This window comes from Psychrobacter sp. KCTC 72983 (assembly GCF_014280455.1).
Lineage (GTDB): Bacteria > Pseudomonadota > Gammaproteobacteria > Pseudomonadales > Moraxellaceae > Psychrobacter > Psychrobacter pacificensis.
In genome coordinates, this window is record NZ_CP060390.1 from 2,285,670 (window position 1) to 2,308,150 (window position 22,481).

At 43.5% G+C, this 22,481-nt stretch carries 18 protein-coding genes and 3 tRNA genes; 15 read left to right on the forward strand and 6 right to left on the reverse strand.

What is annotated here, in order from left to right; genetic code table 11:
* Window positions 1-24 precede the first annotated feature (24 nt).
* Together ubiE and PSBA01_RS09825 are read right to left on the reverse strand one after the other, a co-directional pair.
* The gene (gene ubiE / locus PSBA01_RS09820; protein ID WP_228724558.1) at window positions 25-1,074 is read right to left on the reverse strand and encodes a bifunctional demethylmenaquinone methyltransferase/2-methoxy-6-polyprenyl-1,4-benzoquinol methylase UbiE; all 1,050 of its coding nucleotides are present in this window, start codon (window positions 1,072-1,074) and stop codon (window positions 25-27) included.
* A gap of 84 nt (window positions 1,075-1,158) precedes the next feature.
* Entirely contained in the window at window positions 1,159-1,863 is a 705-nt protein-coding gene (locus PSBA01_RS09825; RefSeq protein WP_186474161.1) for an FFLEELY motif protein, read from the reverse strand.
* Window positions 1,864-2,201: 338 nt separating this feature from the next.
* Here PSBA01_RS09825 and PSBA01_RS09830 point away from each other — a divergent pair, with 338 nt between their 5' ends.
* Entirely contained in the window at window positions 2,202-3,881 is a 1,680-nt protein-coding gene (locus PSBA01_RS09830) for an ATPase (RefSeq protein WP_186474162.1), read from the forward strand.
* 639 nt (window positions 3,882-4,520) lie between these two features.
* A complete protein-coding gene (locus PSBA01_RS09835) occupies window positions 4,521-6,128 on the forward strand; it encodes an inorganic phosphate transporter (RefSeq protein WP_186474163.1) in 1,608 nt (535 codons plus the stop codon).
* Between the two features lie 100 nt (window positions 6,129-6,228).
* Here the strand turns inward: PSBA01_RS09835 and PSBA01_RS09840 are convergent, their stop codons facing one another.
* Complete coding sequence (locus PSBA01_RS09840) at window positions 6,229-7,872, reverse strand: aminotransferase class I/II-fold pyridoxal phosphate-dependent enzyme (RefSeq protein ID WP_186474164.1); 1,644 nt, start codon at window positions 7,870-7,872, stop codon at window positions 6,229-6,231.
* A gap of 400 nt (window positions 7,873-8,272) precedes the next feature.
* Here PSBA01_RS09840 and msrB point away from each other — a divergent pair, with 400 nt between their 5' ends.
* The 9 genes from msrB (at window position 8,273) to PSBA01_RS09885 (ending at window position 13,695) form a co-directional block, all read left to right on the forward strand.
* Window positions 8,273-8,698, forward strand: coding sequence for a peptide-methionine (R)-S-oxide reductase MsrB (gene msrB, locus PSBA01_RS09845; protein ID WP_058025889.1), 426 nt, complete (start codon window positions 8,273-8,275; stop codon window positions 8,696-8,698).
* Between the two features lie 134 nt (window positions 8,699-8,832).
* Window positions 8,833-9,318, forward strand: a complete 486-nt coding sequence (locus PSBA01_RS09850) for a glutathione peroxidase (protein WP_071001950.1) — start codon at window positions 8,833-8,835, stop codon at window positions 9,316-9,318.
* A 417-nt stretch (window positions 9,319-9,735) separates the two neighbouring features.
* Window positions 9,736-9,811: transfer RNA gene (locus PSBA01_RS09855), tRNA-Val, on the forward strand.
* Window positions 9,812-9,863: 52 nt separating this feature from the next.
* Window positions 9,864-9,940, forward strand: a tRNA-Asp gene (locus PSBA01_RS09860).
* Window positions 9,941-10,368: 428 nt separating this feature from the next.
* The gene (locus PSBA01_RS13455) at window positions 10,369-10,524 is read left to right on the forward strand and encodes a YrhK family protein (protein WP_222436677.1); all 156 of its coding nucleotides are present in this window, start codon (window positions 10,369-10,371) and stop codon (window positions 10,522-10,524) included.
* A 216-nt stretch (window positions 10,525-10,740) separates the two neighbouring features.
* The gene (locus PSBA01_RS09870) at window positions 10,741-11,103 is read left to right on the forward strand and encodes an ArsR/SmtB family transcription factor (RefSeq protein ID WP_186474165.1); all 363 of its coding nucleotides are present in this window, start codon (window positions 10,741-10,743) and stop codon (window positions 11,101-11,103) included.
* Between the two features lie 48 nt (window positions 11,104-11,151).
* On the forward strand, window positions 11,152-11,559 hold the full coding sequence (arsC, locus tag PSBA01_RS09875) for an arsenate reductase (glutaredoxin) (protein WP_186474166.1): 408 nt from the start codon (window positions 11,152-11,154) through the stop codon (window positions 11,557-11,559).
* Between the two features lie 19 nt (window positions 11,560-11,578).
* Complete coding sequence (gene arsH, locus PSBA01_RS09880) at window positions 11,579-12,319, forward strand: arsenical resistance protein ArsH (protein WP_186475509.1); 741 nt, start codon at window positions 11,579-11,581, stop codon at window positions 12,317-12,319.
* A 68-nt stretch (window positions 12,320-12,387) separates the two neighbouring features.
* A complete protein-coding gene (locus tag PSBA01_RS09885) occupies window positions 12,388-13,695 on the forward strand; it encodes an arsenic transporter (RefSeq protein WP_186474168.1) in 1,308 nt (435 codons plus the stop codon).
* A 131-nt stretch (window positions 13,696-13,826) separates the two neighbouring features.
* On the opposite strand, the gene PSBA01_RS09890 is transcribed toward PSBA01_RS09885, so the two are convergent.
* Window positions 13,827-13,902 (reverse strand) — tRNA-Asn (locus tag PSBA01_RS09890).
* A gap of 258 nt (window positions 13,903-14,160) precedes the next feature.
* Window positions 14,161-15,363 carry a pyridoxal phosphate-dependent aminotransferase gene (locus PSBA01_RS09895; RefSeq protein WP_186474170.1) on the reverse strand — a complete coding sequence of 401 codons (1,203 nt, stop codon included), beginning with the start codon at window positions 15,361-15,363 and terminating at the stop codon, window positions 14,161-14,163.
* Between the two features lie 522 nt (window positions 15,364-15,885).
* Here PSBA01_RS09895 and PSBA01_RS09900 point away from each other — a divergent pair.
* The 4 genes from PSBA01_RS09900 to PSBA01_RS09915 all read left to right on the forward strand — a co-directional run bounded on the left by PSBA01_RS09900 (window position 15,886) and on the right by PSBA01_RS09915 (window position 21,129).
* Window positions 15,886-16,623, forward strand: a complete 738-nt coding sequence (locus tag PSBA01_RS09900; protein ID WP_186474172.1) for an SDR family NAD(P)-dependent oxidoreductase — start codon at window positions 15,886-15,888, stop codon at window positions 16,621-16,623.
* 66 nt (window positions 16,624-16,689) lie between these two features.
* The gene (locus PSBA01_RS09905) at window positions 16,690-18,396 is read left to right on the forward strand and encodes an NAD(P)/FAD-dependent oxidoreductase (protein ID WP_186474174.1); all 1,707 of its coding nucleotides are present in this window, start codon (window positions 16,690-16,692) and stop codon (window positions 18,394-18,396) included.
* Window positions 18,397-18,456: 60 nt separating this feature from the next.
* Window positions 18,457-19,545, forward strand: a complete 1,089-nt coding sequence (locus PSBA01_RS09910; protein WP_186474176.1) for a DUF1365 domain-containing protein — start codon at window positions 18,457-18,459, stop codon at window positions 19,543-19,545.
* A 129-nt stretch (window positions 19,546-19,674) separates the two neighbouring features.
* Window positions 19,675-21,129 carry an SAM-dependent methyltransferase gene (locus tag PSBA01_RS09915; RefSeq protein WP_186474178.1) on the forward strand — a complete coding sequence of 485 codons (1,455 nt, stop codon included), beginning with the start codon at window positions 19,675-19,677 and terminating at the stop codon, window positions 21,127-21,129.
* Between the two features lie 116 nt (window positions 21,130-21,245).
* Here the strand turns inward: PSBA01_RS09915 and PSBA01_RS09920 are convergent, their stop codons facing one another.
* Entirely contained in the window at window positions 21,246-22,418 is a 1,173-nt protein-coding gene (locus PSBA01_RS09920) for an MFS transporter (RefSeq protein WP_186474180.1), read from the reverse strand.
* Between the last annotated feature and the right edge of the window lie 63 nt (window positions 22,419-22,481).

A 22,481-nucleotide genomic window follows, 5' to 3' on the forward strand; every position in this document is an offset into this window, starting at 1 on the left:
TTATCTAGGACAGCCCCTTGTATTTTATGCTTTAAAACCACGATGTACAGCGACAATGCCAGCAGTCAGGTTATGATAATCACAGTTCTCAAATCCTGCTTGTTGCATCATCTGTTTGAGCGTCTGCTGATCAGGATGCATGCGAATCGACTCCGCCAAGTATTGATAGCTTTCAGAATCATTAGCAATCAGTTTGCCCATCATTGGCAGCGCTGTGAATGAATACAAGTCATATGCTTTAGATAATGGCTCAAATACGGGCTTTGAGAATTCTAAAATCAATAAGCGACCACCTGGCTTTAGGACACGGTACATCGCACGCAGCGCTGCATCTTTGTCGGTGACATTACGTAAACCAAAGCTGATGGTGACCAAATCAAAGCTGTTGTCATCAAATGGTGCCAACGTCTCAGCATTTGCCAATACAAAATCAACGTTATTGCAGCCGGCATTGATTAAGCGCTCGCGGCCCACTTCTAGCATGGCGGCATTGATATCAGATAATACAACATGGCCATTTCTACCGACTTCACGGCTGAATACTTTGGCTAAGTCGCCTGTACCGCCCGCGATATCGAGTACATGCTGACCGGCACGAACCCCTGATAGGCTAATGGCGTAGCGCTTCCATAGACGATGAATACCAAATGACATGAGATCATTCATGATGTCGTATTTTTTGGCGACAGAGGTGAATACATCAGCCACACGTGCTTGTTTTTCGGCTTTGTTGACTGTCTTATAGCCAAAGTGGGTTTGCTCATTGCCATCAGTTTCAGGCGTATGTGGGTTATTGATATCATCACGCTGATTGAAGAGCGCCTGTCGTTCTGTGCGCACTGAAGTATCTGTGCTGGTTGGTTTTTCGGTATTTGGCATAGTCGTTTGTTGGCCTTGTGGCGTTCCAGTTGGTAGGTCTTGAACTTTAGTAAAATCATTATTGCTATCATCTTTATTAGATGCAGCGGTCTGCGCGCGTAATATCTGCGCGCTGATATCTTGGTTGTGATCGATACTGTCTTTTACCAATTTGTCTTGCAAATGAGCGTTGTTATTACTTGAAGTGTCGGTCATTACATTATCCTAGGATTTGTTTTTATGAGGCTATGTACAGCCTGAGATATGATAAGAATGAATTAGCTATTTAGCGCATTGATTCTATGATACACCAAACCCTACTGGCTTACCGCCATTATGTACTTCATCAACAATGAGCAGTTCACGTTCACAAAACGGTTCAATAAAACTGCTGATGCTACTCAAAGGTTTCATAGCTTTGAAGCCTGCATCGATGAAATCATAAAGTGGCTGGTAATTGCTACGATAAGCAGCACCTTTTGCCAATGCAAAGGCTTTTTTGAGCATAAAGGTATTTAAGTGTTTGTCAGTGCGGTAACAAACGTCTTTTAGGTTGGCAATCTGTACTCGGCGTTCAGCTTCCTCATCAACCGCACGGTAGGCAGCTAGCATATTGTCTGCGTTCACTGGTAAGTTTTGATCGAGTAGCCACTCAGCCAAATGTAGATCCAGCTCAATGGCCAAAATTGCTGCTTGAATACCCATGCTGCCAGCCTCTAATGCAGACTCTTTGGCAAGACGTTCTAGTTTTTTGGCTTTTGGCAGGATACGGGCCAGTTGTTTTGCTAGTATCTCGAACTCATCACCACCATATAGCTTCGTTAAAAAATAATCTGCCATTAGCTGGTTTTTGGGTTGTTCAAACAGTGCACGATGGGTGTGACGGATACGTACTTGTTGCCATGTTTGTACTTCGTTGAGCTTGGCTCTCAATACGTCATTTTCATGGTGAGGCAGAGCCCAAAAACGTGTCAAATGCTGTTGCAAGTCGGCTAGAGCGGTCATGGCAGTAAATCCTATAATAAAAATAGATAATATTGAAAATTTGAGGCAGCGTTATTGTGGTTGTTTAACCGCATAGGCTTTTGAATAGCTATTTTAGCAAGTATTAAAAATTGTGTTCACCATAAAAGAAAATAAATGAGAATACAAATGCCAAACTGTTACATAGCAATATTATTTACTCGATTGGCGCAATGCTATGATGAAATAGCTTGATGAAATTACTCTAGCATAAAACGCAGTGTCAAAAAGAGTCTGCCAAGCGAGAGTATCTAATATCATTCAATGGCAAAGCAGTGTAATAACAATATCATTCAATAACAATAAAAGTGAGTCCAATCATGTCCCAAAAAAATGATACTACTGAACCAGAGGCACCACAAGCGGTCAGTTCGCAGTTTAGTGAGCAAGTCGTCGAGGAGCGCCTAACGCCCAATCCTTTGAGTCAGTTTTCTATGGACAAGGATGCCCTTAGGCTCGCCTTGGTTACGGCGCAGTATGCGCTAAGAGCCACCCGGCAACAGACACCGCCAACGCTCAATAAACCAACGGGGCTGCTGGTACTCGTTAATGGGATGGAGCAGGCAGGCAAGGGTACCGCTGTTAAGCAATTGAGGCAATGGGTCGATCCAAGATTGCTTAAAGTTGAGGCAACCGTCGGCCATGCGCCGCTAAGCTATCAGCCTATTTGGCAAGTTCATACCGGCGCGATGCCGCGCCATGGCGATGTGATGGTTTATTTTGGTAATTGGTATGCTGACTTGTTATACAACGTCATGCGCATAGCAACATCAAATAACGAAGATAAAAAGAAGCAGTCAAAAAATCAAAAACATATCGATAAAAATGCGCTTCCTATTGCGAAATGGCAAGCCTATTTACAGCAGCAGTTAGCTGAGCTCAAAGCATTTGAGCAGGATCTTATAGCCAATCACACTCGGCTACTGAAATGCTGGTTCCATGTGGATATGGAAACACTGCATAGCCGTCTACAAGATAGTAAGGCTGATCCGCAGTTTTTGTATCAAATTGACTGGAACAGCAAAACAGTGATCGAAAAATTTAATGAGGTTGCAGCCACTCTCTTACGGCAACAAGATGACTGGATCATCATTGATGGTGATGATAAATCGGCAGCGGCTGATGATTTTTGTCATGAAGTCTTACATGCTATGCAAATGGCGCTCGTTAGTAGTCGTACCAGTACAACTGAATCTGCAGAAAAAAAACCACCGTCCAAGACAAAAAAATCCAAACCAAAAGTTGAACAGGCGCCGTTTGAACCGGTAAAGATACCGAAAAGCTTGACCAATATTGATGATTCAAAGATCAGTAAGTCTGAATATAATGATGCTTTGGCAAAGAAGCAAACACGTCTCGCTGAATTACTACGGGCGCGTCAAGGTCGTCATGTTGTCTTTGCCTTTGAGGGCATGGATGCGGCTGGGAAAGGAGGCGCAATCAAAAGGCTAGTTGCCGCACTCGATCCACGTGAATATCAAATTTACAATATCGGCGCACCGATGTTATACGAGACTCAGCACCCTTATTTATGGCGCTTTTGGATCAAACTGCCCAATGAACAAACCAACCGTGTTAGCCGTATCGCTATCTTCGATCGCACTTGGTATGGCAGAGTATTGGTTGAGCGTGTTGAGGGGTTTGCCACCGATGAGGAGTGGCAACGCGCCTATGATGAAATCAATCGTTTCGAATCCGACTTAACAACAGCTGGAACGTTGGTCATTAAATACTGGTTGGCGATTGATAAAAAAGAGCAGCTAAAACGCTTCGAAGCCCGTCAAGATACACCGCACAAGCAATTCAAACTCACTGATGATGATTGGCGCAATCGTGATAAATGGTCAGATTACGTGCAATCTGCAGCAGATATGTTGGCACGCACCGATACAAAAACAGCGCCATGGTGTATTATCGCGACCAATGAAAAGCGACAAGCGCGTTTAGACGTCTTAGATCATGCTATACAGCAGTTATCGGAAGCATCTGATGGCAAATAGCTATCAAAAAATAACTAAGATTTACAGGTTGCTTATACTTTTAAAAAACCATCCTTTCCCAATTTTGCTTAGGGAAACATACGAAATTTAATCTGTCATTGATAAAGGATGAGTTCTGTGGACACGCTCACAGTTACAAATCTTGCAATATCATTATGCATTATGTGATTATATTTAATATAATAGGGCCGCAATTGTCTTTACCCTGTCATAAAATGTGCTGACAGATGCATATTTTATGATGAGTACAGATATTTAAAAGACATTATCGCCGTATCTAAGTATTGATAAACACTGTATTAATCAAAACTATACTGATAAAAACCGTAACATCACCAGAAAGATAAGCCGCAAGATGCTGTAATCAAATGATTGGGCAATATACTTTGCGGCTTTTTGATATGTGATGTGTTTTTATAGAGAAGCCTATCAACGCCCTGAATCAAGCATAGATGAATGATTCTAAGGTACGGCAGCAAATCCGCTAAATATTATTGTTTAGCATTCATTGTTTAAAAAGCACGTTGCGTATTTATCATCATGCTACTTTAGTGTGTGGTTTTAAAACTCACATGTATGGCTGCGCAATGTTACTAATCGCATATAATTTCAATCAGCTTACGCAGGACGTATTAACGTATGGGTATTAGCAACAGTTCTACAAGGCCAACCCAATCAGTCGGCTCTACGAAAGTAAATCTATTTTTTGCCATTTTATTGATTGCGATGACCATCTACTTTTTGTGGTGGGGTTTAGATTACACCATGCGTCAGCAAACGACGCTGTTTATTATAGCGACCGCGTTTGGTGTCTTTATGGCATTCAATATCGGTGGTAACGATGTCGCCAACTCCTTTGGTACTTCAGTGGGTGCAGGGACGCTGACTATCCCGCAAGCATTGGGTATCGCAGCGATATTTGAGGTGTCGGGCGCCGTACTGGCAGGTGGTGAAGTAACCGATACCATCCGAAGTGGTATTGTCGATTTAGATGGCCTCTCAGTCGAGCCCAACCAGTTTATTTATGTCATGCTCTCGGCGCTGTTTGCTGCTGCGTTTTGGTTGTTATTTGCTACCAAAAAAGGTCTGCCAGTGTCGACCACCCACGCAATTATTGGCGGCGTGGTGGGTAGCTCCATCGTATTGGGTATCACGTTAGGTGGTACTGAAATGGCGTTATCAACGGTAAATTGGGGCAAGATTGGCACTATCGCTATCTCTTGGGTTCTATCACCGTTACTAGGCGGCGTTTTGTCTTATCTACTATATGGCCAAATCAAGAAAAATATCATTGAATATAATGATAGAACAGAAGCGCATATTGGTGAGCTAAAAGCCAATAAAAAAGTATTAAAGCAAAACCATAAAGAGTTTTTGGATGGCTTGACAGAGTCAGAGCAATTGGCTTACACGTCAGCGATGCTACGAGATCAAGAAATCTATAAAGATGATGATTGCTTGGTTGAAGATTTAGAGACGGATTATTACAAAGAGCTTTATAAGCTTGAAAACGAGCGCAGCAACCTCGATACCTTAAAAGCATTGAAGCAATGGGTGCCTATTATTGCGGCTGCGGGCGGTGCAGTGATGGCCTCCTTGGTTATCTTTAAAGGTTTGAAAAACGTCAATAATGGTATGACGACGCTGCAAGGCTTTTTAATCATGGGGATGATAGCAGCGTTAGTATGGCTTGCGACTTATATTTATACTAAGAGTATCCGCGGCAAGCACAAAGAGGATCTGACCAAAGCCACCTTTATTATGTTTAGCTGGATGCAGGTCTTTACCGCGTCAGCATTTGCTTTTAGTCACGGCTCAAACGATATTGCCAACGCGGTTGGTCCTTTTGCTGCGATTATGGATGTCATTCGTACCAATAGCATCTCGACCGAAGCGGCTGTACCACCTGCTGTTATGCTGACTTTTGGTGTGGCACTGATTGTTGGTCTTTGGTTTATCGGTAAAGAAGTCATTCAAACTGTCGGTACCAATCTAGCGAAGATGCATCCAGCTTCTGGATTCTCAGCTGAGCTGGCCGCTGCTGCTGTCGTTATGGGCGCATCAACGATGGGTCTTCCTGTATCAAGCACGCATACCTTGGTTGGGGCTGTATTGGGTATTGGTATGGTCAATAAAGATACCAATTGGGCGCTCATGAAACCAATCGGTTTGGCATGGGTCATCACCTTGCCAGTTGCTGCTGGTCTATCAGCAATCAGCTATATTGTATTGAGCAATATTTTTTAATCTTAAGGCGCTAGAGCTCTGCACTAAAGCTTATTCTAGAGCCATAAAAAACGCTTATCAGCATGATGCCGATAAGCGTTTTTTAATGTCATATGAATATTTACTCAGTGCCAAACTGCTGGCGTTTTTTTGCAAAAAATCGGTCCAATCTATCCATCGCATTTTCTAAATCAAGCAAGTTAGGCAAAAAGACCAAACGAAAATGATCGGGTTTGTCCCAGTTGAAGCCTGTGCCTTGCACCATCAACACGTTTTCTTCGACGAGTAAGTCCATCATAAAGTCCATATCATCCGTGATAGGGTAAACCTCTGGATCCATTTTTGGAAAACAGTAAAACGCACCTTGCGGCATGGTACAAGAAATGCCTTTAATCGCATTGAGACGTGAAACCGCCATTTCGCGCTGTTTATATAGGCGACCTGTTTCGGAGGTCAAGTCTTGCATACTCTGATGACCGCCCATCGCTGTTTGGATGGCATACTGTCCTTGAACATTCGAGCAAAGGCGCATGGATGCCAGCATATCCAAGCCTTCAATAAAGTCAGTCGCGTGTTGTTTGCGTCCAGACACCATCATCCAGCCTGAGCGAAATCCGGCAATACGGTGCGATTTTGATAACCCATTGTATGAGAGTACCAGTACTTCATCGGTCAAGGTGCTCATCGGTGTATGTACATTATCATCATAGAGAATACGATCGTAAATCTCGTCCGCCATGATGATTAAGTTGTGCTCTTTCGCGACTTCGATAATTTGTTTTAATAACTCATCGCTATAAAGGGAGCCTGTCGGGTTATTGGGGTTGATAACCACGATGCCCTTTGTTTTGCTAGTGATTTTAGATTTAATATCCTCAACATCAGGATGCCAGTTGTCTGCTTCATTACAGCGATAATGCACAGCGGTGCCGCCAGCGAGGTTAGCCGCTGCTGTCCAAAGTGGGTAATCTGGCATCGGAATCAGGACTTCATCGCCATCGTTCATTAGCGCTTGCATGGTCATCACAATCAACTCAGAGACACCGTTGCCCAGATAGACGTCACGTACATCAACTGCTGATAAGAGGCCTTTAGACTGGTAATATTGCAAAATGGCTTTGCGCGCCGAAAAAATCCCTTGTGAGTCCGAATAACCCGTTGCCTCAGATAAATTCATCGCCACGTCACGCAAGATTTCATGAGGAGCTTCTAAACCAAACGGCGCTGGATTGCCTACATTTAGCTTCAGTATGCGCTTACCCTCTGCTTCCATTCTATTGGCAGTTTGGAGTAGGGGGCCGCGAATGTCGTAGCAGACGTTTTGTAATTTATCGGATTTTTTTATGGTGTTCATAGCGTGACCCTTTGTCGGGTAGGTTTGTGAATGTTTATCGGTGTCGGGAAAAGTCTCAAGCTGAGTCTTAGCTGCCCCATTGTCTGATGGGCTAGCTGAAGCGTGAGCTGTCTCTAAATCCATACTTTGAGATAAATAGTTGTCTTCGGATAAAAACATACTAGTATCTTCACTTTGAAGATCACCGCGCAAGAGATAGCCTTCGCTACAGCCTAAAATACGAGCCAGTGTGGGTAGCTTGGATGAGACGATACCGTTAGTGCCGCGCTCCCAGTTGGAGATAGCGCCGCGACTGACCTTTGCACCAGCGGCTGTCATTGCCTGTGCTAGCTGCTCTGCGGTAAATCCTTTGTCTCGGCGTAGCTGTACTAGCCGCTCTGCTTGCGTGCTTTTACTATTGCTATCGGACATTGTTATTTGAGCCTTTATCAATCAGTGAACGTGTATAGATGATACAAAATTGAATATTGTTTTCATAACTTACCAATGCAAGATATTATTGCATTGCAAAACATATTGCAAGAGATAGAAACGCTTTTTATAAAATGCAAGAATAACTTGCATTGTTGTGTCTTTTCCCCTTTCCTGGATGCTCATATCTTGCTCACATCTATAGATAAGCGAATATTATTGACTGTATTTTATTCAAAGGGTGCTGCCCAAAGCACTGTAAATCATATAGCATTGGTAGTACTCTTTTTAACTATGCCTTGAATAGTGAGTTGTGAACCTTCACATATAACCCATCGTTTTTATAATAATATGGCGATAAAATAGTTATCAATAATAAATAATCGAATAAGGGTGCATTATGCAAGACAATCAATTGAGTAAAGAAGAAATCAGCCAATTGACCGAAGCTGACTGGAAAGAGCGTTTGAGCGCTGACGAGTATCATGTGATGCGTGAAAAGGGCACAGAGCGTCCATTTACAGGCGTTTATAACGATGCAACTGATGATGGTGTTTATCGCTGCAAAGGCTGCGGTGCCAGTTTGTTTGATTCAAGCAACAAGTTTGATGCGGGTTGTGGTTGGCCAAGTTTCGATCAAGGGATTGATAACAGCGCGATAGACGAGCATGTTGACAACTCATTGGGTATGATTCGTACCGAAGTGACCTGTAGCAACTGCGGTGCACATTTAGGGCACGTGTTCCCTGATGGTCCACGTGAGACGACAGGTATGCGCTATTGTATCAACTCAGTATCTATTGATTTAGATAAATCTGAGAAGTAAGTCCTTTATCTGATTTTAGAAGTGTGAGAGGGGAAGTACAGAGTGCTTCCTTTTCAAGGGTTTCTAATATTCATGTGACAAAGAAAACGGCGTTATTGAAACAAATAATAAAATTCTCAATTTAAGGATAGATGATGAGTACTATTTATGACTTCACCGCTGAGCGTATGGACGGCAGCTCGCAAGCGTTTTCCGAGTATAAAGATAAAGTATTGCTAATCGTTAATACGGCAAGCAAATGTGGATTCACTCCGCAGTTCGAGGGGTTAGAATCGTTATATCAACAATACAAAGATCAAGGGCTGGTCGTTATCGGCTTTCCTTGTAATCAATTTGGCAGCCAAGATCCCGGTAGCAATGATGAGATCGGCGCGTTTTGTCAAAAAAACTATGGTGTCAGCTTTCCTATGATGGCGAAAATTGATGTCAATGGCGCAGACGCTCATCCTATCTATGACTGGCTTAAAGACCAAAAAGGCGGCCTACTGACAGATGGCATCAAATGGAATTTTACCAAGTTTTTAATTGACAGCAAAGGGCAGGTCATCGATCGTTATGCGCCAACAACCAAGCCAGATGCCATCAAAAAAGACATTGAGCAAGCATTAACCAATAAGTAAGTATCGAGTCTAAAAAAAATGATTTTTTATGAAAATATAAAATCAATAAAAACATATGCTTGCTAAAAATTTCGGTATAAATGTGAATTTTTTTGAAAAAAGTGGAAAATAGCGTTTGACAGCCAAGTGTAAATCTATATAATACACACCCACAGCAAGGGGACTTACTTAGATAAGCCCAGCTGATTAAGTTAACATTGAGTGTGACAGCTAATGTTAATGAAGCAATACAGAAGTTCTATTTAAAGAATTTCTCTTGTAGTAGAAGTTATACCTTATATTGGGTGCTGAGCTTCTAGAATTTACGAAAATGTAAATTGTAAAATTCGGTTCCTATGCATAGTTTTTAGAATTTTCCCTTTAAGGAAAATTCTCTTGCAGAGCTAAAAAAGCAGTGCTTTTTTTATACGCTCTTCAGGGTGATTAGCTCAGTTGGTAGAGCGTCTGCCTTACACGCAGAATGTCGGCGGTTCGAATCCGTCATCACCCACCACTTTTTAGCAAGTGGGCTCTTTAAATAAGAGCAAGAAGCTAAGACGACCTAAGCAGCGGTAGTTCAGTTGGTTAGAATACCGGCCTGTCACGCCGGGGGTCGCGGGTTCGAGTCCCGTCCGCTGCGCCATATTTAAAACTTAAGTTTTATACAAGTTTCGCCTCAAACATTAGATTGTTTGAGGTTTTTTTGTGTCTGTATATTTTTTCGATATGTTGTAGGCAAGCATGCCACAATAATGTTAGTTCGAATCAGGTGTTCTTATTTGTTGATACTATCAGCGGTGAAAATGTAAGGGCAAAGTGATCTAAAAATCGTCAATAGACCATTGTCACAGGCTTGAATGTTTTATTCTCGTACGCCTTACAGCGCCTTCTGTTGACAGCGGCATTTGCAGCCTGATATATCCGTTTGCCTAATAAATATAGATATATAAGGGATACATTTTGAGTGATAGTAAAAAGCTAGATTTAGGGGTTGGACAAGACCATATTGTGATACAGCGCCGCTATGATGCATTAGGCGCAGTCAATGATTTACTTATTGCTATTTAGTTTTTGATTGGTAGCTCTTTCTTTTTAAAAGAGTCGCTCACCACAGATGGGACGTGGCTGTTTATTCTTGGTAGTGCACAGCTACTTATAAAGCCACTGATCAAGCTGATCAGCTTGATTCATGTCGGTAGAGTATACAACCGATCAAATCAGCGGTAAGTTATAGCGTTAGGTAATACCGCGCTTGTTATAACTCATAAGCTGTAACTATAAATACAATCAATTTATTCAGTGTTCCTCCCAAGAACAATAGCTATTAGTGCTAGAAGTAGTTTGGTTCATTGAACGATGGTGAGTGTTCTTTGATACTTCCAAAAGAAAAAATTTCATCCAAAAATCATTGAATTATTTCCATATGTCTATATTATTGGACATATGGAAATAACTACTGCTACTGCAAGCTTTGCAGCACTTTCTCAAGACACTCGTCTAAAGGCTTTTAGGTTGCTGGTCAGCCACGAGCCTGAAGGACTCCCTGCGGGTGAAATAGCCCGTCAGCTCTTTGTGCCGCACAATACCATGTCGGCGCATCTAGCGGTGCTGGCACGAGCAGGGTGGGTGGTCTCACAGCGACAGAGTCGGCAAATTATCTATCGGGCATCGCTCTCACATATGGATAGCGTCATTCAATTTTTATTACAAGACTGCTGTGCAGGACATCCAGAATTGTGTGCCTCACTCATCGACAGTTTAAGTGGCTGCAGGGTAAGTGAATCTGCTGAGCAAGATAATCATTAAACCAATAATCGATTCAATAAACATACTGATAAAATAGGTAAGATGACGATGAAACCTTTAATTTTTCATAACCCTAATTGTGGAACCTCTCGCAACACACTTGCCATTATGAAAGCGTCAGGGGAGACGCCAGAAGTAGTGGAATATCTAAAAACTCCACCAACACGAGCACGCTTAGTTGAGTTATTAGCCCAAATGCAAATCTCTCCAAGAGAGTTGCTAAGAAGCAAAGAGGCGATTAATGATGAGCTTGGCCTAGACAATCCTGAGCTCTCTGATGATCACATCATCGATGCCATGATTGCGCATCCTATTTTGATCAATCGTCCGATCGTGGTGACTGATAAAGGTGCGGCCTTATGTCGTCCTTCAGAGCGCGTGTTTGAACTGCTAGCAAACCCTGTCAGTAGCTTCACAAAAGAAGATGGAGAGGTCATTTATCATGGCAAACACTAAGGCCGAACCAGCATCAATAATGGAGTCTACTGCTTCAGCAAATTCTAGCTTTGACGATTTACCCAATATCGATGTAGATAATCTTCAGCCTATCGATATTGATTCTTTGGTTGCGCCAAATAACTCACGTCATCCGCCGAAAATATTAGTGCTATATGGCTCTGTCCGCGCGCGCTCATTCTCTAGATTGGCCGCGGAAGAGTCGAGCCGACTGTTACGCTGGTATGGTTGTGAGGTGCGGATGTTTGACCCATCAGGCTTGCCACTGCCTGACGATGTAGATTCAGATCATCCAAAAGTGCAAGAGCTACGAGAGTTGGCGCAATGGTCAGAAGGCATGCTTTGGGTGAGTCCAGAGCGTCATGGCAGTATCACCAGTATCATGAAAGCGCAAATCGACTGGATACCGCTGTCGTTAGGTGGCGTACGTCCAACTCAAGGTAAAACACTAGCACTGATGCAAGTCAGCGGTGGCAGTCAAAGCTTTAATACGGTCAATCAAATGCGTATTCTTGGGCGTTGGATGCGGATGATCACTATCCCTAATCAGTCCTCTATACCCAAAGCTTTTTTGGAGTTCAATGACGACAATCGCATGGATATGTCGCCGCTATATCTGCGTCTTGTTGATGTCTGCGAAGAGTTGGTGAAATTTACTTGGCTCACACGCGGGCGCTCAGCGTATCTTACCGATCGCTATTCAGAACGCGTCGAGAGCGCTGAAGAAGTATCGAACCGCGTCAATCAAAAGTCGCTTTGATACGGATACGCTAAGACCGTCACGTTAATACAATCACATTAACATTATTATATAAGTAAGGCTGTGCCATGCTTGCGTTCGCTATTTTTGTTGTTACTCTGGTGCTGGTCATATGGCAACCGAAAGGGTTGGGTATCGGTTGGAGTGCGATGGGCGGCGCCTTGGTCGCGTTAGCGCTTGGCGTCGTGCAGCTATCAGATGTTGGTATCGTTTGGGATATTGTTTGGGATGCGACCTTTACTTTTGTGGCGCTGATCATCATCTCGCTTATCTTAGATAGAGCAGGGTTTTTTGGTTGGGCAGCGCTGCATGTGGCACGCCTTGGCAATGGGCAAGGGCGACTGCTGTTTCCGATGATTGTTATATTGGGTGCGTTTATTTCTGCCTTTTTTGCCAATGATGGGGCGGCGCTATTACTGACGCCGATTGTGATTGCGATCTTGCTGCGTCTCAATTTTTCGCCACCGTCAGCCTTAGCCTTTATTGTCGCCACGGGATTTATCGCTGATACGGCAAGTCTGCCCTTGGTTACCTCAAACTTAGTTAATATCGTTAGCGCCAATTATTTTGATATTGGTTTTGGGCGTTATGCGGCAGTCATGGTGCCCGTGAATATTGTGTCCGTGTTGGCGACGCTACTGGTATTGTGGATGGTCTATACTCGTCATATTCCTAAGCATTATCCAGTCGATAATCTAAGCGCCCCAGCATCCGCTATTACCGATCCATTGGTGTTTCGCGCCGCTTTTCCATTGTTGGGTTTGCTACTGGTTGCTTATTTTGCGACCGAGCCGCTAGGGTTACCTATTTCACTTGTCACTGGCGCTATCGCATTGTTGCTAATGGCCATCGCTGGTCGTTTGTGGCAAGGCGGACGCGGCGCGGTTATTTCTGTCAGTGATGTCGTACGCAAAGCCCCTTGGCAAATCGTCCTGTTTTCGATTGGTATGTATTTGGTGGTGTATGGTTTGGGCCATGCAGGTCTTACCGCCTATGGCGCGCGCGTGCTTAACTGGTTGGGAGGGCAGGGCGCAGTCATTGCCACAGTAGGGACTGGGTTTTTATCTGCCATTGTCGCGTCTATCATGAATAATATGCCAGCGACTTTGGTCGGCGCGCTCGCGATTGATCAGGCGCAAGTGCCCGCTGCGACGCGAGAACTGATGATTTATGCCAATGTAATCGGCAACGATTTGGGCCCGAAGTTTACACCGATTGGCAGTCTTGCGACGTTATTATGGTTGCATGTATTGGCAGAAAAAAACTACAAAATCAGTTGGGGACAATATATAAGAATAGGCCTGCTGATTACGCCTCCTGTGCTACTAGTGACGCTTTTGGCCTTGGTTGTTTGGCTGCCTATGCTGCCAAGCTAATTAAGACAGTAGAGTCAGTGCAGAGTTGCTTTCAAATCTAAGCCATAAAAAAACCCCCATCAAATTGATGGGGGTTTTGGCAAATGCCATAATTGAATCTATAGTGACTCAAAAGGTTTACTACTAAAATGTGGCTCTCCAACCTGGGCTCGAACCAGGGACACACGGATTAACAGTCCGTTGCTCTACCAACTGAGCTATTGGAGAATAGGTTGTAAGTAACTAATCGCTTACAACGAGCCTTAGAAGTCTCTAACGAGTTCTTGCTAAGTGGGGCGTATTCTAGCAAAGATAAAAAATACGTCAAGCGTTTTTTTTCATAATTCGTAAAAAATATCATTTTAATGATGAGAGAAAGGTCTTTTACGGATAAATAGCAAAAACAACCATAAAAAAGACGCCGCATAGAAACTATGCGGCGTCTTTTTTGTTAAAGCAATTATAAAACTAACGATGCTTTGTGACTTATTCGGCAACGTCCAAGTCAGCAACGGCTTTTTCGATACGTGACAAGGCATCTTGCAATGTGGCTTCATCAGTCGCGTAAGAGATACGCATATAGCCACCAAGACCGAAAGCATCACCAGGTACGACTGCGACACCGACTTTTTCTAGCAACCACTCTGAAAACTCAGTACATGATGATAGGCCAGCGGCTTTGATGAGTGGCTTGATTTCAGGATACACATAGAATGCACCATCAGGGCGCAAGCAAGTGATCCCTTTAATGGCGTTTAGACCATCAACAACTAGGTCGCAGCGCTTCTCAAATGCCGCTACCATTGGCTCAAGTACGCTCTGATCGCCACTGATTGCTGCTTCTGCAGCCACTTGACTGATGGAGGTTGGGCATGAAGTGGACTGTGACTGTACTTTTTTCATCGCGCCGATGAGTTTGGCAGGGCCGCCAGCGTAGCCAATACGCCAGCCTGTCATCGCATAAGCTTTAGACACACCGTTTAGGATAATGGCACGGTCTTTTAACTCAGGCGCGGCATTGAGGATATTGTAGAACTTATCACCCGTCCAGCGGATGTGCTCGTACATGTCGTCTGATGCCACATACACGTGTGGATACTTTTTCAATACTTCAGCGATGGCTTTTAGCTCGTCCAAGGTATAAATCATACCAGTCGGGTTAGAAGGGCTGTTCAATACCAACAGTTTGGTTTTTTCAGTGATGGCGTCTTCTAGCTGCTCAGCGGTGATTTTGAAGTCTTGTTCAGCGGGGCATTTTACGATGACTGGCACGCCTTCTGCGATGATAACCATATCAGGATAGCTCACCCAGTATGGTGCTGGGATGATGACTTCGTCGCCAGGGTTGATAAATGCTTGGGCTAGGTTAAAGAATGACTGCTTACCACCGACCGACACTAGGATTTCGTTTGGCTCGTAGCTGATGTCATTGTCGCGCTTGAATTTCTCTATGATGGCGGTTTTTAGCTCTGGCGTACCATCGACAGCAGTGTATTTGGTGAAGCCATTATTGATGGCATCGATTGCAGCTTTTTTGATGTGGTCAGGGGTATCAAAATCAGGCTCGCCTGCGCCCAAACCGATAATGTCTTTGCCAGCTGCTTTTAGTTCTTTTGCTTTATTAGTAATCGCTAGCGTAGGAGAGGGTTTGATGCTATTGACGCGGTCAGACAGTTGCAACTCGCTCATGAGAGATCCTTTTTTATATGGGAGTGGGATTGGTAAAAATCGATATTAATTATATAACGCTTTTATCACTATCAGGACAAGATATCAGGCATTTTAGACAATCACCTCATTTTATCGTGAAGATAGCCACAATTCGATCATAAATGAGACGCTCATCCATGTCTGCGCGGCTATTTTAATATTGTAGCATGCTGATATAGCGCTGTCTTATTACCCCGATAACAAAACATTGCGGACCGTCTTGCAGTATGACTCACTGTATAAATATGAAGACCACAGTAAAGATAAGATGCTTTTGTTGTGGCAATTGCGAAGACACAACAATAAACCTATAGCCGACCACTATAACTATTTAGGTTTGTTAAATAAGATGGCGTATAGGTTAATAAAAACAAGCCATATAACAGAGCACAAATACGTTCAGATGAAAGCTTTCATCCGAATTTAAAGACAGCTCTATTCAGCTCTTTGTTGAGCGATACGCTTTTCATATTATAAGAACATTTAAAAAGGATATTCACGATGACAGATTCTGCTGAAAAACAACACATTCTTATTACTGGTGCGACCTCTGGTATTGGCAATCAATTGACCAAGGATTATCTGCTAGAGGGCCATACCGTGTATGCTGTCGGCCGTGATGACGAGGCGCTGGCTGAGCTAAAATCGCTCGGCGCAGAGACGATTGATTTGGACCTGATGGATCGTGAAAAAGTCATTGCAGCGTTTGAAAAGGTCGATACCATTGATTTGGCGATTTGCGGTGCTGGCATGTGTGAGTATTTAGATATGCCAAACTTCGATAGCGAAGTATTTATGAAAGTGATGTCAGTCAATATGGGTACGTTGTCTCATGCCATCGAAGGCGTATTGCCAAAGCTCATTGCGTCTAAAGGTCGCCTAGTCGGTATCGGTTCAGCGTCTGCTTACGTGCCGTTTGCCCGTGCTGAAGCTTATGGTAGCTCAAAAGCTGCTATCCATTATCTGATGAAAACATTACAGATTAGCCTTGCACCACACGATGTGTCGGTCAGCTTGGTCGTACCGGGTTTTGTCGAAACGCCTATGACCAAACAGAATGATTTCCCTATGCCGTTTATCCAGACGCCAAAGCAGGCCAGTCAAGCCATCCGTGATGGCATAGAAAGCGGTCATGAGGTTATTGAGTTCCCAAAAAAATTAACGATGCCACTAAAAGCATTGGGCACACTACCTGATTTAGTCTGGCAGCAAGTCAGTGAAAAGCTCAATAAAAAGTAATTTATCATTATTAACAAACCTATCATCCACTATAAAAACAGCAAAAATATAGAAGGGAATGCTTTTATGCCGTTTATTCGTTTCAAGCGTGCAAATAACCAAAAAATTACGGACAGCAATGATGCCAAAAATGCTGACCATCAGGGAGCGCAAAAACGTATTGCCGTTATTGGCTCGGGTGTGTCAGGGCTGACTTGTGCGCATTACTTAGGCGCGCAACATGAGGTGACCGTTTTTGAGGCTAATGACTATATCGGCGGGCATGTAAATACCATTGATGTGGCACTACAGGACGGCAAAAAAGCAAAGAGTAGTAACGTAGAGAGCAGCGCCATAGACACCGGTTTTATTGTTTTTAATGAGCGTACTTATCCCAATTTCTTCCGTTTACTCCACGATCTGCAAGTGCCATTTCAGGCGACGGATATGAGCTTTTCGGTCAAAAATACCGCACGTCGTTTTGAATACAATGGGCATACGCTCAACACCTTATTATCGCAGCGCAAAAACGTACTCAACCCGAAGTTCTGGCAATTTATCAAAGATATCTTGCAGTTTAATAAGCACATCAAGCAGCTCCGTCAAGAGTATGATAGTGCGCGTGCTGCGGGGCAAGACATTAGCGGATTTACTGAGCAGACACTCGGTGGTTATCTAGCACAAAAAAACTATGGTCAGCTATTTACCAATAACTATCTGCTGCCCATGGTATCTGCCATTTGGTCAACCAGTCTGGATGAAGTGCAAGATTTCCCACTGGTGTTTTTTGCGCAATTTTTTGACAATCATGGCTTGCTCGATGTGGTCAATCGTCCGCAGTGGTTCACGATTAAAGGCGGCTCAAAACAATACGTTAATAAACTGATTCCACGCTTTATCAAAGCAGGTGGCAAAGTGCAAGTCAATAGTCCAGTACAGTCTGTGACACGTGATGGTGAGCAAGTGCTGTTGACGGTTCAGAACAAAGGTGATGCTAGTAGTAGCGAGAACCTTGTATTTGATGAGGTTGTTTTTGCCTGTCATGCAGACATCGCACTGAAGATTCTAACAGATGCCAGTACCACTGAAACTGAGGTGCTGAGTCACTTCCGCTTTACCAAAAACACGGCTGTATTGCATACCGATACGAGCGTCTTGCCTAAGAAGCCACTGGCATGGGCAAGCTGGAATTACCTTATTGATGAAAAACCTTCAGACAATGTGACAGACAAGAATCAAGCTGGCGTAAATACACAAACACCTGCAAAACCCGTGCTAACGTATCATATGAATATCTTGCAGCGTCTGACCAAGAAGCATAATTATTTGGTCACATTGAATCATGAGATAGATGATCGGCAAATCGTTAAAAGTATTGATTATAGCCATCCAGTGTTCGATCTAAAGATGATTGAGGCGCAAACCAAATGGTCAAGTATCTCTGGCACTGGGTTGCATACGCATTTTTGCGGGGCATATTGGTTTAATGGCTTTCATGAAGATGGTGTACGCAGCGGTCTACGTGTGTGTCAGGCGCTCGGCCATGATATCGATATAAAAGACGAGGTTGATCCAGCGCATTTGCCTGCTGCGAATAGTGCACATACGCCGTTTCGTTATAAAGACTTGCCAGTAAAGGCTGACACAAAGGCACGTACCCTTGATAAGTGTCAGATTATCACTGCGACTACTAATCAGGAGCTGGTTGAGTATGCTGAGCGCTTACAGAGTGCGGCTGATGATAATAACCAAAATAAAAAACGTGGTTTATTTGCTCGCCGTAAAGCCAAATAGCCTTGCGAGCAATATTGCAAATTGTTCTATCATCATGTGCCTTTACCGAAGAGAGTGTCTATGACCGTGTCCACCAAACCTACTAATGATATGTTACGTCTTGAGCTAGCTTGTGATACTACTGCATTAGCGCATCAATTGCTTGAGGGCACGACATGGCATAGCCGGTTGCTACCTAGTGTGAATAAGTTTGTTTATCCGTATCGCTATTGGGGCATCAATATCAGTGCATTGGCGGCAGGACAGGCACTGCCAGAAGTAAACACGGCAGCTTTGAGTGACCATAAGGTTTTAGGCGTATCACACTTGAGCAAGGTATTACCAAAGAAGTTATTGGCAAAGGGATTGCCTTTATTTTCAGCCAAGACAAAGGCGCTACAACAATTTTGCCCTAATGATTATCTAGAGGGTTTCAATAGCCTAAGTAGCAATGAAAGCCTAAATGACAATGAGAACATAAGTGACAATGAGAGCATAAATAGCAACGAAGATATTGATAATGACCTACCGTCTAATCAAGCGCTAAAGCAGCGTCTGAGCCAAGCATTTATCAAACATGCAGGTAGCAGTCCTACAGGAGATATGTTGGGATTACTTGTCTGCCGTAATGCAGGTATGTATTTTAGCCCAGTTAATTTTTACCTAGGGTTTAATGAGCAGCAGACGCCTACGCACTTATTGGCTGAAGTATCCAATACACCTTGGGATAAGCGTCATTACTATGGGTTTTTGCTAGAAGGAGAGGAGACTGAGTTTTGTCATGATAAAGACTTTCATGTGTCACCTTTTAATCCTATCGATCAGCTATACCGCTGGCAGGTGACGATAAAACGTACACAACAACATACGATAGATAATCAATCAAATACGGGCTTGCAAGTTCGTATCGCTATTGATATCAGTGATGAGCGCGGTGAAGTGCTAAAAACTGGTATAAAGATATCAGGGGTGCCAATGACAGAAGAGGCTATTCGTCATAGCTTGCGAAAAAACCCCTTGATGAATATAACGTCTTTAACACGTATTTATTGGCACGCGTTCAAGCTCTATGCGATAAAAAAAGTGCCGTATATCAACTACGATGAAAAGTTGGCCGACAGTCACCAGAAAAGCAGCCATCAGGACAGTAGACAGAAGAAAAGCAGCTAGCAGTATCGAGCGCAAAAGATGTCTTATAGTTACAGCAATTTTTAAATATCAACAATCCAAAAATCTCGTCAATATAATACTAAAAATGAACCACTAAAAATAAAGCATTTAAACAAGGATAAATACACGATGCCAGCACGACCGACCGATCGAGCACCAGTCACAAAACTAGAAAAATTAACTGCTCGTGTGAGCAAAGTAGTTAATGAAAGTGCTGTACTACAGCCAGTCAGCAATAGTATGAATAACTTAGCTAGAAAGCTTATATTTCGTGCGTTACAGCACGTTCAGTTTGGTAGCCTCACGCTGATTGAAACATTTGACGAGCAGGAACCTAAGACAAGTAGCTTTGGCAAAGTAGCTACTAATGACGCTAGTAGCTCGGCGGTTGGTCGCCATTCACTACATGTGACGTTACAGATTCATGATAGCGCTGTCTATCGTCAGCTGCTTTTAGGAGGCTCTATCGCGCTAGCAGACAGTTATATCGATGGTGAGTGGGATACGGATGATCTGACAGGTTTGATTCGTTTGGCGGCTCGTAACTTAGCAGTGCTCAATAAACTAGAAAATCGTTTTGCAGGTATTAGTAAAGCATTTGAAAAAGCGAAGCATCAGCTACGTAGCAATGACAAATCTGGCTCCAAATCCAATATCCTAGCGCATTATGATTTGGGCAATGATATGTATGAGCGGTTTTTGGACGATACGATGATGTACTCATCGGCAGTCTATCCTACGCCTGACGTGACGCTTAGCGATGCTCAGCAGCACAAACTATCGCTTATATGCCAACGTTTACAGCTTAGCGCTGATGATAATGTGATCGAAATTGGTACAGGGTGGGGCGGTTTTGCTATCTTTGCGGCCAAGCATTACGGCTGCCATGTGACCACCACGACTATCTCTGATGCCCAGTATGATGAAGCGAAGCGACGAGTCGATGCAGCAGGTCTGTCTGACAAAATCACACTGCTCAAACAAGATTACCGCGAGCTGACAGGTCAATATGACAAGCTAGTCAGTATCGAGATGATTGAAGCGGTGGGCCATGAGTACTTACCGACTTTCTTTGCCAAGTGCAATAGCTTGCTCAAGCCGACAGGTCTTATGGTATTGCAGGCCATCACTTTTAATGATCAAAATTATCAAGACTATATCGATTCGGTTGATTTTATCCAAACGCATATTTTCCCAGGTGGTTGTCTGCTCTCAAACCAAGAACTGACGACACAATTTACTGAACAAACCGATATGGTCGTCAAACAATTGCATGATTATGGCTTCGATTATGCGTACACGCTGCGTGATTGGCGTGCTGCGTTTATGGCGCAGCGTGCAGAGATTCAAGCGCTTGGCTATGACGATGCCTTTATCCGCCTATGGGAGTTTTACTTCTGTTACTGCGAAGGGGGATTCTTGGAGCGCACGATCGGTGTGGTTCAAGTCACTGCGGTGAAGCCTAACAATATTGACACGCTGCATTTTTCCGATTTACCAAGTGCGGTCTTAAAAAACGAAACGGTTTCGAACGATGAGACGGCCTTTAATGACGCAGATATGGCAGACACAGCGACAGTATAAGTTAAGTTATATAGGTACGGCTTTTTCATAACACTTATATGGTCTCATACTGTATAGACAGTTTGAGACCCTTATGTTAAGAGGTTGTATATTGAAAAGTTTTACATTGAAAGGTTCTATGATGTTTGCAGGGCACGCTTATCAAGTAGACCTGAATAGCGTGTGACCGCTAATGCCATTAAAGAGATAACAGCACCGATCCAAGCTGTATCTTGTAATGACATATTTTCAACCACGCTACCACCGATGACTGAGCCCAGTGCAATACCGATATTAAATGCAGCAATGTTCAATCCAGAAGCGACATCGACAGCGTTCGGTGTATATTTTTCAGCTTGTTTGACCACGTAGGTTTGTAGGCCCGGTACATTACCAAAGGCAAAAGCGCCCCATACCAAAATAGTGAGTACAGCAGCGATCTTGGATTGCATGGTAAAGGTGAATAATAAAAGAATGACACTTAAGGCGCTAAATATAATGCTAAGCGCACTAATAGGGCCACGTTTATCTGCAAGTTTGCCGCCCCAGATATTACCGATAGCAACGGACACGCCATATACGAGCATGATAAGACCGATGGCTGATGGCGCAAATTTGGTTTGCTGTTCTAAGATAGGTGCTAGGTAGGTAAATGCCGTAAACGTACCGCCATAGCCGAGAATAGTCATTAAATAGACCAGTAGTAATTGCGGTTTTACAATGACTTGTAATTGCTCTTTGAAGGTTGCAGGGATAGATTTTTTTAGGTTTTTTGGTACTAATATCGCGCTACCAATTAAAGCGATTAAGCCCAGTGCTGAGACGACCAAAAACGTAGCGCGCCAATCGAAATGCTGTCCAATCCATGTACCAAGGGGGACGCCAGTGACGAGCGCCACAGTGAGTCCGGCAAACATAATGGCAATTGCACTGGCTTCTTTTTCTTTACTGACAAGGCTAGTAGCTATCATGGAACCAATAGAGAAAAACACACCATGTGCCAGACCAGTCAAGATACGGGCAAGTATTAAGGTTTCATAACTGGTTGCTTGCCAAGCCAGCAAGTTGCCGATGACAAACAGACCCATTAGGCTCATCAGTACTATTTTACGATTCCAGCGACCAGTGAGTGCAGTAAGGATAGGGGCACCGATAGCGACACCAACGGCATATAGGCTGACGAGCAACCCTGCTGAAGGCAAGCTCACGCCCAAATCGGTGGCAATAGTTGGTACCAATCCAACAATGACAAATTCGGTTGTCCCAATTGCAAATGCGCTTAGAGTAAGCGCCCATAAAGCGAGTGGCATAACGACATCCTAATAATTAAATAATGCGCGTAGTTTGACCGATTTATAGTTTGCAAAAAACAG